The sequence below is a fragment of the Bradyrhizobium sp. 2S1 genome (assembly GCF_011516625.5).
GTDB classification, from domain to species: domain Bacteria; phylum Pseudomonadota; class Alphaproteobacteria; order Rhizobiales; family Xanthobacteraceae; genus Bradyrhizobium; species Bradyrhizobium septentrionale.
In genome coordinates this window covers 5411281-5425324 of record NZ_CP147717.1, presented here as the reverse complement: position 1 = coordinate 5425324, position 14044 = coordinate 5411281, and the positions used below count along the sequence as shown (strand labels likewise).

Here is a 14044-nt window from a genome sequence, read left to right as displayed (position 1 = left end):
AATTCCTAGCCGAGACCTATCTTCTTGAAGGTCCTGCTGATCCAGGAACCCTGATTCTCGCTCGGCTCGAGACCGCCGGACTTTACTAGATTATACGCGTCCTTGTACCAACGGCTGTCTGGAAAATTGTGGCCAAGCACCGCGGCGGCGGTCTGCGCCTCGCCGGCAATGCCGATCGCCATATAGGCCTCGGTGAGCCGGTACAGCGCCTCTTCGACGTGGCGCGTGGTCTGGTACTGCGTGACCACGGTCTTGAAGCGGTTGATCGCGGCGGTGAAGTCGCGCTTCTCGATGTAGTAGCGCCCGACCGCCATTTCCTTGCCGGCGAGCTGGTCGCGTGCCGCCTGGATCTTGGACTTGGCTTGGGTGGCGTATTCCGAGGTCGGATATTTGCGCACCACCTCTTCGAGCGCCGCGATCGCCTTCTCGGTGCGGCCCTGGTCGCGCGAGATGTCCGGGATCTGGTCGAAATGCGATGCAGCGATCAGGTACTGGGCGTAGGACGCGTCCGGGCTGCCGGGATGCAGCGTGACGTAGCGCGTGGCAGAACCGATGCAGCTGTCATAGTCGCCGGCCTGATAGAACGAATAGGCCGACATCAACAGCGACTTGCGCGCCCAGTCCGAATAGGGATGCTGACGGTCGACTTCCTCGAACTTCTTCGAGGCGGCCTTCAGGTCCTTCTTCTCGTTCATCATGTACAAGCCCTCATTGTAGAGCTTGTCCGCGGGCTCATCGACGAACGTGTCGTCCTTGGCCATGAACTTGTCCCACAGCGCGCCGGTGCCGCAGCCTGAGAGCGGCAGTGCCAGCACAATCAGGCCCGCCGCAAAACGCAGCGTGCGCGCGGCCTTCGTCAGGCCGGTGACGTCAGAAGAGGAGCGTGGTTCGAGCGCCATACGCATTGCCGACATGGATTGTAAAACCTGACGCCTTTGATGCGGTTAACGGCGACCCCACTCCACCCATGAACCGCGGTCATGGATGCAATATTCCCGCAGCTTTGGTGCCGTCACTCGCAACCGCGGGCCTGTTTAGCCGAAAAATGACCTCGGACCAACCGAATACGAAGCCATTCCGCCCGGAATAAGGCGACCTGACGAAGCTCACAGCCTGCTGTGGTTGTTACGGAAATTGGGGCCCAACCGCCTGCGGCGATCAGGACACGTCCGGACCATAGGCCGGGGAAACCAAGCCGCCCACGGTGCTTGCACCGGCCTCGACATGGCCACGGACCGGCCGCCGGGCGGTTTCCGATTCGACCACGCGCCAGGCGCTGCGGTCGGAGAGCAGCGCCTTCAGCACCGCGTTGTTGAGCTTGTGACCGCCCCGGACCGAGCGGTAGCTGCCGAGCAGCGGCAGACCGGCCAGAGCGAGATCGCCGATCACGTCGAGCACCTTGTGGCGGGCGCACTCGTTGGCGTAGCGCAGGCCCTCGGTGTTGAGCAGGCGGGCCTCGTCGAACACCACCGTGTTGTCGAAGGAGGCGCCGAGCGCGAAGCCCGCGCCCCACAGCCGCGCCACGTCGTTCATGCAGCCGAAGGTGCGGGCACGGGCGACATCGCGGCGGAAGCCTTCCGGCGAAAGGTCGAACGAGAAGGTCTGGTGGCCGATCACCTTGTTGGTGAATTCGATCTCGACTTCAGCGCGGAACCCGCCGGCGAACGGACGCAGCTCGCCCATCGCGTCGCCGATCTTGACCTGCACCGGCTTCAGCACCTGGATGAAGCGGCGGACGGCAGGCTGGGTCACAATGCCGGCCTGATCGATGGCTGCGGCAAACGCCGCAGCGCTGCCGTCCATGATCGGAACTTCCTGCCCGTCGATTTCGATGGTGGCGTTGTCGACGCCCATGCCGCGCAGCGCAGCGAGCACGTGTTCCGCGGTCGAAACCAGCGGCCCTTCGCGGTCACCCAGCACCGTCGCGAACTCGGTTGCGATCACGGCGTCAACGTTGGCGGCGACTTCGCGGTCGGCACCGTCGAGACCGGTGCGGACAAAAATGAAACCCGAATCAACGGGCGCCGGTCCCAAGGTAAGACTGACAGGAAGACCGGAATGAACGCCTACGCCAGTCACGGTGGCCTGCGACCGAAGCGTGGTTTGACGGCTGAACTTCATTCGATAATGCCCACTACCCGACTTCACTCAATTCAAGTGGCCAAATTTCCCCAGGCCGACTCGCTTGAGCTCCCCAAGTCACGGCAGACCATAGTGATTTCCTAAACCGCGCCAACTCACGCTTCTTTACCGATTGTTACCCCATCTCGGCCGCATTCACGCCCAAGGTTAACCTAATTGCGGCAGCGAAATCGGCCCTCGAAGCGCGGCCATCAGATCACCGAAAGAATAATTAATGATTTAAAATCAGTTACTTGTTTGGCAACCACAACCGCCTGCCCGCAAAAAGGAGAAGGCCCCGGCGGTTCCCCGCCGAGGCCTTCTTTGTCGCCAAGGTTGTAACAAACTTCAGTTTGCCTGCCGGCGCAGGAAGGCCGGGATATCAAGATGGTCGTCACCCTGTGGCGTTGGCGCAACAGGTGCCGGGCGGCCGTGAGCGTCCAATCCCTGCGGCGCCGGACGCTTCGCATATTCCGATACCGGCGATTCGTTCGCCGAGATCTGCTGCGCGACGCTGCGGGCCTGCTTGCGGTCGGGCAGCGGCGGCATCACGGGCATCGCCGGATTGGAGGCGCGGGCCGCGATCGGCGGCTCGGTCTCTTCGTCGCGGCGGCCGAGGCCGACATTGGCCAGCCGCTGCAGCAGCGACAGCCGGGTCTTCTGCGGGTGCTCCGCCTCACCGTCATGGGCCTGGCGAATCTCCGCCTGCGCCGGCATCGGCAAATCCTCGAACTTCGGCATCCGCGGGGCGCGGACCGGCGAACGCTCGGCCGCTTGCGGGATGAAGGTCTCGGGCGGCATCGGCTCGTGCTGCTCGGCCTTGGCTGCCTCGTGGTCGGGGAACAAGGTCGGCTTCTGGGCGATCGGCCGCACGGTGACGTCACCATAGGAGCCCGGCTGCATCGGCGCCTGAGCCGGCGCGCTGTCCGGAGCAACCGCGGCCGCGATCGCCGCGAGCGCTGCGCGCTCGACGGCCGGACGCTGCTGGGCGGCGGCAGGAGCCGCAATCGGCGCGACCGTCACGCCGGTCGGCGGCTCCAGCTTCTGGGAACGCTCGGCCATGCGCTGGTTGTCGGCCCGCAGGCGGGCAGTCAGATCGGCCAGCCGGCTCTCCGGCGAGCCGCCCGACTGCTGCGCGGGCGCCGCGGCACGGGAGGCGATCGCCGCCTGCTCGATGCCGGTTGCGACCACCGAGACGCGAATGACGCCGTCGAGCGATTCGTCGAAGGTGGCGCCGACGATGATGTTGGCGTCGGCATCGACTTCCTCGCGGATGCGGGTCGCGGCTTCGTCGACCTCGAACAGGGTCAGGTCCTTGCCGCCGGTGATCGAGATCAGGAGGCCGCGGGCGCCTTTCATCGAGCTATCGTCGATCAGCGGGTTGGCGATCGCAGCTTCGGCTGCGGTCAGCGCGCGCTTCTCGCCGGTGGCTTCGCCGGTGCCCATCATCGCCTTGCCCATTTCCCGCATCACGGCGCGGACGTCGGCGAAGTCGAGGTTGATCAGGCCTTCCTTGACCATCAGGTCGGTGATGCAGGCGACGCCCGAGTACAGCACCTGGTCGGCCATCGCGAACGCGTCGGCGAAGGTGGTCTTCTCGTTGGCGACCCGGAACAGGTTCTGGTTCGGGATGATCAGCAGCGTGTCGACCACCTTGTGCAGCTCGGAAATACCGTGCTCGGCGGTGCGCATGCGGCGCTGGCCCTCGAAGTGGAACGGCTTCGTGACCACGCCGACCGTGAGGATCCCCATTTCGCGGGCCGCCTTGGCGATCACGGGCGCAGCACCGGTGCCGGTGCCGCCGCCCATGCCGGCGGTGACGAACACCATGTTGGCGCCGGTGAGATGATCGCGCAGCTCGTCCATGACCTCCTGCGCGGCCGCAGCACCGACATCGGGCTGCGAACCGGCGCCGAGGCCCTGAGTGACCTGGGTGCCCATTTGGACGATGCGCTGCGCCTTCGACATGGTCAGCGCCTGTGCGTCGGTGTTGGCGACGACGAAGTCGACGCCCTGCAACCCGGCAGTGATCATGTTGTTGACGGCATTGCCACCCGCGCCACCGACGCCGAAGACAGTGATCCGCGGTTTCAGCTCGCTGATGTCAGGGGGTGTCAGATTGAGTGCCATGGTTGCCTCTCTCGATTACGCGCGCGTGGGTTCGCCCCGGCCACGGGGCGCGGGAGTTGGTGAAAATGGGGTGAGCCGGGATGCGGTCATCAGAAGCCCTCGCGAAGCCATCGTCCGACCTTTCCGAAGTAGCCGTCTGTCCCTGTCCTGAGCTGCCGCGTGCGCCGCGGTTCGACATGTTCAAGATGAGCGTATTGCGGATAGACCAGGAGGCCCGTCGGCACCGAGAACGAGGCGCCTTTCGCCTCGTTCGGCAGCCGGCCGAAGCCGAGCGGGCGGCCGATGCGGACCTGGCGGTTCAGGATGCGGGTGGCAAGCTCGATGGTGCCGGTGAGTTGGGATGCGCCGCCGCTCAGCACGACGCGCGCCCTCGGCTCGGCCGCAAAGGGGGAATCCGCGAGCCGGTCACGGACCATTTCGAAGATCTCCTCGGCGCGATGCCGGACGATGTTCGCGATCGTGGCGCGGGACACGATTTGCGGAGTCTCCCGATCATCGCCTGCAGTGGGAACGGACATCAGCTCACGCGAGTCCGAACCGCCGGTCAGCACCGTGCCGTATAAAGTCTTGATTCGCTCGGCATCCGCAATGCACGCGCCGATGCCGCGCGCAAGATCCATCGTGATATGTTGTCCGCCGAGCGCAAAACCCGATGCGTGCACGAGGCGTCCGCCCGAGTAGGTCGCGATCGTCGTCGATCCGGCGCCCATCTCGACGACGGCGGCGCCGAGGTCGGCCTCGTCATCGGTCAACACCGAGAGGCCCGCGACATAGGGGCTCGACGCCATGGCTTCGACGTTGAGATGGCAGCGCTCGACCACCAGCATCAGGTTCTTGGCGACCGTCGCATCCGACGTCACCACGTTCATGTCGACGCCGAACTGGCGCGCCACCATGCCTCTGGGATCGCGGATGCCCTTGACGCCGTCGAGCGCGTAGCCGACCGGCAGCGCATGCAGCACGGTGCGGCCGGCGCCGGCGGCGTGGCGCATGCCGGCGGAGGTGACGCGGCTGATATCGTCCGCGGTGACCGAGCCGCCGCGGATATCGGCCGCGGCTTCAACCAGCTGGCCGTGCAGCCTGCCGCCGGAGACCGACAGCAGCACGGATTCGACGCGGACCTTGGCCATGCGCTCGGCCAACGCCACGGCATGGCGCACCGCCTTCTCGCATTCGGCGAGATCGACCACGGAGCCGGCCTTGACGCCGCGCGACTGGATCTGGCTGTAGCCGATCAGCTCGACCGCATGGGTGCGGCCGCGCAGCGCCTCGTTCGGCGGCGACGGCTTCAGCCGCGCGATCATGCAGGCGATCTTGCTGGAGCCGACGTCGAGAGACGCCACCATCGCGGTGCGCTTCTGCATCGGGCGGGTCTTCGGGGTCAGGTTGCGATCGAGGCCGGTCATGCGGAGTCACCGGCCTTCTTCTTGGACTTCTTGTCCTTGAACAGCTCGTCGCGCGCCTTGCCGGCGTCCTCGGACAATTGCACGATCAGGCGATCCGGCAGGCGCATGTCAACGGCGACGATGTCGCGCGAGAACAGCTTCTCGTCCTTGTCGAGCCTGGAGAGCGCGGCCAGCGCATTGCCGACGTCGTTCTCCGGCAGGCGGATGTCGAGGCCGTCCTTCAGCCGCAGGTTCCAGCGCCGCTCGCCGACGAAGATCGCGGCCTTGGTCACCGAGCGCACCTGCGGGTAGCGGTCGAGCAGCGCCAGGAAGTCCTGGGCGCGCGTGTCGGCGCCCTTGCCGACCACCAGCGGCAGGTTGAGGAAGCGACGTGACACGTAGGGCTCGAGCACCGCGCCGTCGGAGGCGATCACCGACAGGCGGCCGTTCTGCTGCCACAGCGCGAAGGCGGTGCGCTCGACGATGTCAATCTGCAGCCGGCCCGGATAGAGTTTCAGGATCGTGGCGTCCGCGATCCAGGGATTGGCCTTCAGCTTGGCGCGCACGGTGTCGGCGTCGAGGAACAGCAGCGATGAGCGGCCGTTGACGCCGCCGATCGCAAGCACCTCGTCCTGGCTCAGCTGCTTGCGGCCGTTGATGCCGACGGTGGTGATGCGGAAGCCCGCGGCGTTGGCGAGCGCGTTGCGGGTATCGCTGAGCGCCGTGGTGAATTCCTCGACATGGCCGCCGCGGACGATGCCGAAGCCTGCGCTGCCGAACAGGATCGCGAGCGTCGCGACCAGGCCGATGCGGCGCGGCAGATAGCGTTCGACCGTCAGGATGAAGCGGTTCGGCGGCTCGCGATCGATCACCTGCGGCCGTCTGGCGGCGGGACGCCGGCGGCGGCGTGCGAGATGGGCGCCGACATACTCGCGCAGCAGCACCGCCGCTCCAATAGCGGCTGCTTTCAGGTCAGCTTGAGGCCCCAGCGATCGCAGCGATCGAGTGAGGCGTCCTGCACCATCCATTGCACGAGCTCGTCATGTTGTGCCCGCCAAACCCTGCGGGTCCCGGCACAGGTCACGTCTCGGCTAGACCGGTGGGATTAGAGTGGCCCCCTGTTCCCTGGTTGCGATCCTCGAAGCGGTAATCCGCGACAGCTCACGCCCCGGCAGCCAAGCGCTACATGCGCCGCCAGCGTTAACCTTCGGGCTTCCTGGTAAACAAACGGTAAACGACTTCAGCCTGGAGTGTGTTTTGATCAACGCTTTGAGGACTTTGCCGCGAACCCGTTAGCATTTTAGCAACAGCGTCCGGGTTCCATCCGGCCAAGTCTCGCGGGTTCCCGCCCGGTCGGCCTTAACTCCGGACGCGGCGGCGCGCGATCTCGATCTGGTCGATCAGGAAGTCTGCAAAGGCGATGCCCTGCGCTTTCAAGGCCTTAGGGTACAATGACGCCGCCGTGAGCCCCGGCAGCGTGTTGGTCTCGAGGTAGACCGGCCCGTTCACTGAGACGATGAAATCGCTGCGTGAGTAGCCGGTGCAGGACAATGCGCGATGCGCCTTCAGCGCATGATCCATGATCGCGGCGCTGACCTCCGGCTCGAAGCGGCCGGGGCAGATCTCCTGGGTCGACTTCAGAAGGTATTTGGCCGTGTAGTCGAAGCTGCCCTCCGCCGGTACGATCTCGATCGGCGGCAGCGCGAACACCGTGCCGTCGGATTGCTCGAGCACGCCGCAGGTCGCCTCGACGCCCGACACGAACGGCTCGATCAGATAGTCTTCATGCCTGGCGGCATTGCGAACGGCGACAAGGTCCTGCTCTGCGTTGACGAAGATCAGGCCGTAGCTCGATCCGTCCTTGGCGGGCTTTGCGATCAGCCTGCCGTGTTGGGCGAAGGCCGCATCGATCCGTTCGACGGCGATGCCCAGCGGCGCGTTGAGACCTGCGATCGCCGCGAAGCGTTTGGCCGACGGCTTGTCGAACGCCAGATGCGACGACGCCGAGCCTGAGCCGGTGAACGCGACGCCGCGCATCTCGCACATCGCCTGCAACTCGCCATTCTCGGCGCGGCCGCCGTGCAGGCCAAGCACCAGCACTCGCTGCTCGGCGCCAGCCTTGTCGAGCGCCTCCTCGAGCGCGATGCCGCGCCCCTCGGGCTTGAAATCAACCTCGAAGGGCCGCGTGTGACCGAGCAGCTTCTCGGACGTCACCGCATGCACGGTGTCGTCAACATCCCAGAACCAGAGCCCCGCGTCAGGCAGCGCGCGATGCAGCGCCTGCGCGCTCGCCACCGAGACCAGCCGCTCCTTGTTGGTGCCGCCGAACAGAATGGTGACCTGCATCAGCTGTTCCCGATCCGCTTGATTTCCCAGTGCAGCTCAATCCCGCTGGTTTGCTTGACCCGTTCACGCACCGTCTCGCCGAGCGTCTCGATGTCGTGCCCGGTGGCGTTGCCGGTGTTGATCAGGAAATTGCAGTGCATCTCCGACACCTGCGCGCCGCCGACCTTGAGGCCGCGGCAGCCGGCGGCGTCGATCAGCTTCCAGGCGCTGTTGCCGGGCGGATTCTTGAAGGTCGAGCCGCCGGTCTTCTCGCGGATCGGCTGCGCGGTCTCGCGATGGGTCTGCACCTCGTTCATGCGGGCGCGGATCGCATCTGATGCGGTGATCCTGCCGCGGAAGCGCGCCGAGGTGAAGATGACGGACGGATCGACGCCGCTGTTGCGATAGACGAACCTCATGTCGGCATTGCCGAACGTATGCTTCGTGCCGTCGCGGCCGATGCCGGTCGCTTCCACCAGCACGTCCTTGGTCTCGCCGCCATTGGCGCCGGCATTCATGCGCAGCGCGCCGCCGACCGTGCCGGGAATGCCGAAGAAGAATTCCATGCCGCCGATGTTGGCGGCCGCCGCCGTTTCAGCCACGCGCTTGTCGAGCGCCGCGGCACCCGCAGTGACGACATCATCGGCCGCGCTGGTCTCGCCGAACGCACGCGGCGCCAGCCGGATCACGACGCCTGGCATGCCGCCGTCGCGCACGATCAGATTGGAGCCGACGCCGACGACATAGACCGGCAGCTGCTGCGGCAGGCGCGTCAGGAAATAGGCGAGATCATCCTCGTCCGCCGGCGTGAACAGCACCTGCGCCGGACCGCCGACGCGAAACCACGTCAGCTCCGCAAGCGATTGGTTCGCCAGCAGCCGCCCGCGCAGCTCCGGCATCGCGGCTTTGAGATCGGGCGTGATGTCGGGGAAGGTCATGCGGGGTCAATCGGCTCATGGAACGGGTTGATACCGCATCGTGTTACGCCTGCCGTCAGCGCCCGGGGCTTACCCCTCTCCCCAACCCTCCCCCGCAAGGGGGGAGGGAGCCTGACTAGCGTACTCACTTCACGTAGCGTCACAGCTGCACTCTGACTCTTTGCACGAGTCAGGGACGCACTGGCGGATGGGTTCCCTCCCCCCTTGCGGGGGAGGGGTAGGGAGAGGGGTGGCGGCATACGCCGGCCTTCGTGACTGCGCAGCTGTTCGGCAGCGGCAAGAGCGAACATCATCACCCCAGCGCCTTCAATTCGCCGGGCAATGCGTAGGCCCATTGCGTGATGTTGCCGGCGCCGAGGCAGACGACGAGGTCGCCGGACTTGGCGAGACCGTGAACGATCTTCGCGAGCTCGCCCGCGTTCGGGAGCGGCACCACGCTGCGATGGCCGTGCGCGCGCAAGCCGGCGGCGAAGTGATCGCGGTCGATGCCTGCGATCGGCGTCTCGCCGGCCGGATAGACCTCGGCGACGACGACCGCATCGGCATCGTTGAAGCAGGTGCAGAATTCCTCGAACAGCGACTGCAGGCGGGTGTAGCGATGCGGCTGCACCACGGCGACGATCTTGCCGTTGGTGGATTCCCGCGCCGCCTTCAGCACCGCTGCGATCTCGACCGGATGATGACCGTAATCGTCGATCACCGTGATGCCGTTCGACTCGCCGGTCTTGGTGAAGCGCCGCTTGACGCCGCCGAAGCCGGCCATGGCCTGGCGGATCACGTCGTCGGTCACGCCGAGCTGGTGCGCGACCGCGATCGCCGCCGTCGCGTTCGATGCATTGTGGCGTCCCGGCATCGGCAGCATGATATCCGCGATCTCGTGCGTCGCGCCGGTCTTGCGATCGCGGATCGCGACCGTGAACTTGGAGCCGCCGCCCATCGGCGTCAGATCCAGGAGCTGCGCATCGGCCTGCGGATTTTGTCCGTAGGTGATGATGCGGCGGTCCTCGATCTTGCCGACCAGGTTTTGCACCACGGGGTGATCGGTGCACATCACGGCAAAGCCGTAGAACGGAACGTTCTCGACGAAATTGCGGAACGCGTCCTGGATCGCCTCGAAGGTCTTGAAGTGATCGAGATGCTCGGGATCGATATTGGTGACGATGACAACATCCGACGGCAGCTTCAGAAAGGTGCCGTCGCTCTCGTCGGCCTCGACCACCATCCAGTCGCCGGCCCCCAGCCGCGCGTTGGAGCCATAGGCATTGATGATGCCGCCATTGATCACGGTCGGATCGAGCCCGCCGGCATCGAGCAAGGTCGCGACCATCGTGGTCGTGGTGGTCTTGCCATGGGTGCCGGCGATCGCGACGCAGCTCTTCAGCCGCATCAACTCCGCCAACATCTCGGCGCGCCGCACCACGGGAATGCGCTGCGCGCGCGCCGCCATCAGCTCGGGATTGTCGCGCTTGATCGCGGTCGAGACCACGACGACATCGGCACCGTCGACATTCTCGGCGGTGTGGCCAACCGAGACTTTTGCGCCCTTCTTGCGCAGCCGGTCGAGATTGTAATTGTCCGACGCGTCCGAGCCCTGCACGGTGTAGCCGAGATTGATCAGCACCTCGGCGATGCCGCTCATACCGATGCCGCCGATCCCGACGAAGTGAATGGGTCCGATCTCGCGCGGCAGTCTCATGATCCGGTTCCTGACATCATCATCCGCCCAATGCGGGCACCGCTGCGGAGCGGACGATTGAGCTTCTCTGTGCGCCTCACATCGGCGGCGCTGACCACTGGATGCCCCGCTTTTCCCATGCGTGACAAGGGCTTTTTGCGGCCTTCGGCCGCGGAAATGTCGCGATCGCCGACTACCGGCCAGTGCCTCAGATCGAGCATCACGGACATCTCCATCCCGGCCCGGCGGTTACGCCGCTCCCAATCGCACGGCACGCGCCGCCAGTTCATCCTGCATCTCGATGACGCGAAGATAGTTGCGCAGCCGGTTGGTCTCGAGCGTGCGCAGCAGCTTGTTCAGGTGATAGGGCAGCACGAGTTCGGCCAACGATGCGCTCCAGGCCGCGTTCATGTCGAACAGCACACCGAGGCCGAATACGGCGGGGATCTCGGCGAAACCGAACTCCCTGCCCTGCGCCAGCTCCTCCGCCAGGAAATCATCGATCGCGGTCATCACGCCGTTGCGCGCGCCGCCGGCGACGTTTGCGAATGCAGCGAGGCCGGCGCCGCGAAAGCCACGCCCCTCGACCAGCACCGGGCGATCCAGCGTGGCGCCCGCGTCGTAACTGTGCGGATGGCGGTAGGCGGCCGGAATTTGCTCGGGTGTGTAATACATGTCGCGCCGCCCGCAGGGCCAGCCGACATCGTGCAGGAAGACCAGAACAGGCTGGCCGGCGCGGCGGCTGATCACCTCGATCTGCCGGAGCTCGTGATAGACCGTGTACCAATTGTGGTCGCCGTCGACGATCCAGGCGTCGGCGGCATCGAGTTCCGCGAAGGCATCGAGGCTGGTCTTCGCAACGTGATGCACATCCGGATTGGCGTTGACCCAATCGAGGAATTCGCGCTTCGGCGCCGGATCGACGCTGGTGAGCTGACCGCCGCGCGCCCGGCAGTGCTCGGCGAGCAGCGCCGACATGCCGCCATACTCCGCACCGATCTCGACGATGTTTTGCGCGTCGGCCAGGCGTAGCGCCTCGAGGATCAGATCCGAGAATTCCGAGACGGAGTGAATCAACAGGCCCGTCATATTCAAGTCTCCCCCGGCGTCCTGCTGGATTGGCGCATCAAATCCCGGCCACCTTGGCAACCAGGTCCGCCAGCCGCTCGGCGGCATCGAGCCGGCCGACGCCGCGCGCAGCTTCCGCCATCGCGGTCAATTTCTGCGGCTCCGCAGCGAAGGCCGTGATCTCGGCGGCGAGTCTTTCGGGCGTGAAGTCGCTCTGCGCGATGCGCAGCGCGCCGTTCGCTTGCGACAGCACGCCGGCATTGGCGAACTGGTCCTGATCGATCGCGCCCGGCAGCGGCACCAAGATCGAGGGCCGGCCGATCGCGGCGAGCTCGGCCACGGTGCCGGCGCCCGAGCGCGAAATGACGAGCTGGCTCGAGGCCAGCCGCGCCGGCAGGTCGGCGAAGAACGGCGCGAGCTCGGCATCGATCCTGAGCCGGTCGTAAACCGCGCGCACCCTGGTCATGTCCTCTTCGCGCACCTGCTGGGTGACGATCAGGCGGCTCCACAGCGCGGGCGCGAGCTGCTCGATCGCCGGCGGCACGATGTCGCTCATCACCCGCGCGCCCTGGCTGCCGCCGACGACCAGCAGGCGCAGCGGCCCGTCCACCTCGGGCGGCGTGTATTTCACTGCGGCGGCCGCCAGGATCGCCGGCCGCATCGGTGTGCCGACGGTGGTCGCCTTGCCGGCCAGCGCGGGATCGCGATCGAGCACGCCGGGCAGCGAGGTCGCGATCGCGTTGACGCGGCCGGAGAGGAAACGGTTGGCGCGGCCGAGCACCGCATTGGCGTCGTGGATAATGCCGGGGACGCCGAGCATCCGCGCCGCGATCAGCGGCGGCAAGGTCGGGTAGCCGCCGAAGCCGACCACGGCGGACGGCTTCAGCCGGCGCACCAGATTGGCCGCGACCAGCGTGCCGTAGCCGAGCATCAGCACGGTCTGCGCCAGCGAGAGCGGGTTGCGGCTGCGCACGGTCGCGCTCGGCACCAGGTCGATGCTCTCCCGGCCGAACAGGCCGGAATAGCGCAGCGCGCGGCCGTCGGTGGCGAGCCGGACCCGCAGGCCACGTCTGATCAATTCCACGGCGAGCGCTTCGGCCGGGAACAAATGGCCGCCGGTGCCGCCGGCCGCCAGCAGAATCAGGGGCGCGTTGTCCATGGCCTTCAGATAACCGACGCCGCAGTCACAGTCACCTACGCGTAGGCGCGCCGAGCGCTGGCGCCTTCCATCGATTCGATCTCGGTGCGCGGCCGCTGCCGCGTCAGCGCCAGCATCATGCCGACGCCATAGGCGAGCGAGACGAACGAGGAGCCGCCATAGGAGATGAACGGCAGCGTCATGCCCTTGGCCGGGATCAATTGCAGATTGACCGCCATGTTGATCGTCGCCTGCACGCCGAACAGGATCGCAAGCCCCGACGCCGCAAAGCGCGAGAACATGTCCTCGGTGGCATAGGCGCGGGTCAGCGTGCGGACCACGATGAAGCCGAACAGCGCGACCAGCATCAGGCAGAGGATGATGCCGAACTCTTCCGCCGCGACCGCGAACACGAAGTCGGTGTGGCTGTCCGGCAGGCTGCGTTTGGCGATGCCCTCGCCCGGCCCGAGCCCGAACCAGCCGCCGTTCCAGAACGCTTCCATCGCGGTGTCGACCTGGAAGGTGTCGCCGGAGGCGGGATTCATGAAGCGCTTGATGCGACCGGCGACGTGCGGCACCAGCAGATAGGCGCCGAACAGGCCCGCGCCAGCGGCGCCGGCGAGCCCGAACACCCAGATCATCCGCATGCCCGCGATGAAGAACAGCGCGCCCCACACGGTGAGGATCAGCATGGTCTGGCCGAAGTCGGGCTCCATCACCAGCAGCGTGACCAGCGTCATCAGCAGCACCAGCGCCATCGAGGTCGCCGGCATCTCGGGCCGCTTGGTCGATTCCGCAAACAGCCAGGCCGCGACGATCACGAAAGAAGGCTTGGCGGCTTCGGAGGCCTGGATGTTGACACCGAGCAGCGTGATCCAGCGCCGCGAGCCCTTGACCTCGGGCCCGATCAGCAGCGTCAGCACGATCAGCGCGATCGAGACCGCGAACACGATCAGCGCGGTGCGCCGGATCTGCCGCGGCGTCATGAACGACACCCCGATCAGCACGATCAGCGATGGCGCCAGGAACATGACGTGGCGGTTGAAGAAGTGGAACGGATCGAGCCCGATCCGGGTCGCCACCGGCGGGCTCGCCGCCAGCGACAGGATGACGCCGGCCAGCATCAACGCGGCGATCGCGACAAGCAGCAGCTTGTCGACGGTCCACCACCAGTCCGAGAACGGGGTGCGTTGGTCACGGGCGAGCATGGGCGTCCCCAGATGGCAGAGATAACGTCCATTGGTGGCGCAGGATGGTTTCCAAG

General features: G+C 66.2%; 12 protein-coding genes and 1 pseudogene. All 13 read right to left on the bottom strand.

From position 1 onward, the window contains the following. Positions 1-5 precede the first annotated feature (5 nt). The 13 genes and pseudogenes from HAP54_RS25660 to ftsW all read right to left on the bottom strand — a co-directional run bounded on the left by HAP54_RS25660 (position 6) and on the right by ftsW (position 13988). Positions 6-914, bottom strand: a complete 909-nt coding sequence (locus tag HAP54_RS25660; protein ID WP_414645861.1) for an outer membrane protein assembly factor BamD — start codon at positions 912-914, stop codon at positions 6-8. A gap of 244 nt (positions 915-1158) precedes the next feature. Then, entirely contained in the window at positions 1159-2121 is a 963-nt protein-coding gene (lpxC, locus tag HAP54_RS25655; protein ID WP_166304847.1) for a UDP-3-O-acyl-N-acetylglucosamine deacetylase, read from the bottom strand. A 348-nt stretch (positions 2122-2469) separates the two neighbouring features. Further along, positions 2470-4251, bottom strand: coding sequence for a cell division protein FtsZ (gene ftsZ / locus HAP54_RS25650; RefSeq protein ID WP_166304844.1), 1782 nt, complete (start codon positions 4249-4251; stop codon positions 2470-2472). A gap of 89 nt (positions 4252-4340) precedes the next feature. Continuing rightward, positions 4341-5657 (bottom strand): cell division protein FtsA, encoded by a 1317-nt coding sequence (gene ftsA, locus HAP54_RS25645; RefSeq protein WP_029078900.1) that lies wholly within the window; start codon positions 5655-5657, stop codon positions 4341-4343. Then, a complete protein-coding gene (locus HAP54_RS25640; RefSeq protein ID WP_166304841.1) occupies positions 5654-6664 on the bottom strand; it encodes a cell division protein FtsQ/DivIB in 1011 nt (336 codons plus the stop codon). Before HAP54_RS25640 ends, ftsA begins: the two co-directional genes overlap by 4 nt. Beyond that, a pseudogene (locus tag HAP54_RS25635) lies at positions 6604-6870 on the bottom strand (hypothetical protein); the annotation flags it as partial. The pseudogene HAP54_RS25635 and the gene HAP54_RS25640, both read right to left, overlap by 61 nt. A 125-nt stretch (positions 6871-6995) precedes the next feature. After that, a complete protein-coding gene (locus HAP54_RS25630; RefSeq protein ID WP_166304838.1) occupies positions 6996-7982 on the bottom strand; it encodes a D-alanine--D-alanine ligase family protein in 987 nt (328 codons plus the stop codon). Beyond that, positions 7982-8899, bottom strand: a complete 918-nt coding sequence (murB, locus tag HAP54_RS25625) for a UDP-N-acetylmuramate dehydrogenase (protein WP_166304835.1) — start codon at positions 8897-8899, stop codon at positions 7982-7984. Before murB ends, HAP54_RS25630 begins: the two co-directional genes overlap by 1 nt. Before the next feature lie 292 nt (positions 8900-9191). Next, complete coding sequence (murC, locus tag HAP54_RS25620) at positions 9192-10595, bottom strand: UDP-N-acetylmuramate--L-alanine ligase (RefSeq protein ID WP_166304832.1); 1404 nt, start codon at positions 10593-10595, stop codon at positions 9192-9194. After that, on the bottom strand, positions 10592-10798 hold the full coding sequence (locus HAP54_RS25615; RefSeq protein WP_166304829.1) for a hypothetical protein: 207 nt from the start codon (positions 10796-10798) through the stop codon (positions 10592-10594). Before HAP54_RS25615 ends, murC begins: the two co-directional genes overlap by 4 nt. Positions 10799-10823: 25 nt before the next feature. Then, positions 10824-11663, bottom strand: a complete 840-nt coding sequence (locus HAP54_RS25610) for a class I SAM-dependent methyltransferase (RefSeq protein ID WP_166304826.1) — start codon at positions 11661-11663, stop codon at positions 10824-10826. A gap of 37 nt (positions 11664-11700) precedes the next feature. Beyond that, positions 11701-12801 carry an undecaprenyldiphospho-muramoylpentapeptide beta-N-acetylglucosaminyltransferase gene (gene murG, locus HAP54_RS25605; RefSeq protein WP_166304823.1) on the bottom strand — a complete coding sequence of 367 codons (1101 nt, stop codon included), beginning with the start codon at positions 12799-12801 and terminating at the stop codon, positions 11701-11703. A gap of 35 nt (positions 12802-12836) precedes the next feature. Next, a complete protein-coding gene (gene ftsW / locus HAP54_RS25600) occupies positions 12837-13988 on the bottom strand; it encodes a putative lipid II flippase FtsW (protein ID WP_166304820.1) in 1152 nt (383 codons plus the stop codon). Positions 13989-14044: the final 56 nt, after the last annotated feature.

Coding starts and splice junctions, on each gene's coding strand:
- HAP54_RS25660 (WP_414645861.1), bottom strand. CDS start 914: ATGTCGGCAATGCGTATGGCGCTCGAACCACGCTCCTCTTCTGACGTC.
- lpxC (WP_166304847.1), bottom strand. CDS start 2,121: ATGAAGTTCAGCCGTCAAACCACGCTTCGGTCGCAGGCCACCGTGACT.
- ftsZ (WP_166304844.1), bottom strand. CDS start 4,251: ATGGCACTCAATCTGACACCCCCTGACATCAGCGAGCTGAAACCGCGG.
- ftsA (WP_029078900.1), bottom strand. CDS start 5,657: ATGACCGGCCTCGATCGCAACCTGACCCCGAAGACCCGCCCGATGCAG.
- HAP54_RS25640 (WP_166304841.1), bottom strand. CDS start 6,664: ATGGATGGTGCAGGACGCCTCACTCGATCGCTGCGATCGCTGGGGCCT.
- HAP54_RS25630 (WP_166304838.1), bottom strand. CDS start 7,982: ATGCAGGTCACCATTCTGTTCGGCGGCACCAACAAGGAGCGGCTGGTC.
- murB (WP_166304835.1), bottom strand. CDS start 8,899: ATGACCTTCCCCGACATCACGCCCGATCTCAAAGCCGCGATGCCGGAG.
- murC (WP_166304832.1), bottom strand. CDS start 10,595: ATGAGACTGCCGCGCGAGATCGGACCCATTCACTTCGTCGGGATCGGC.
- HAP54_RS25610 (WP_166304826.1), bottom strand. CDS start 11,663: ATGACGGGCCTGTTGATTCACTCCGTCTCGGAATTCTCGGATCTGATC.
- murG (WP_166304823.1), bottom strand. CDS start 12,801: ATGGACAACGCGCCCCTGATTCTGCTGGCGGCCGGCGGCACCGGCGGC.
- ftsW (WP_166304820.1), bottom strand. CDS start 13,988: ATGCTCGCCCGTGACCAACGCACCCCGTTCTCGGACTGGTGGTGGACC.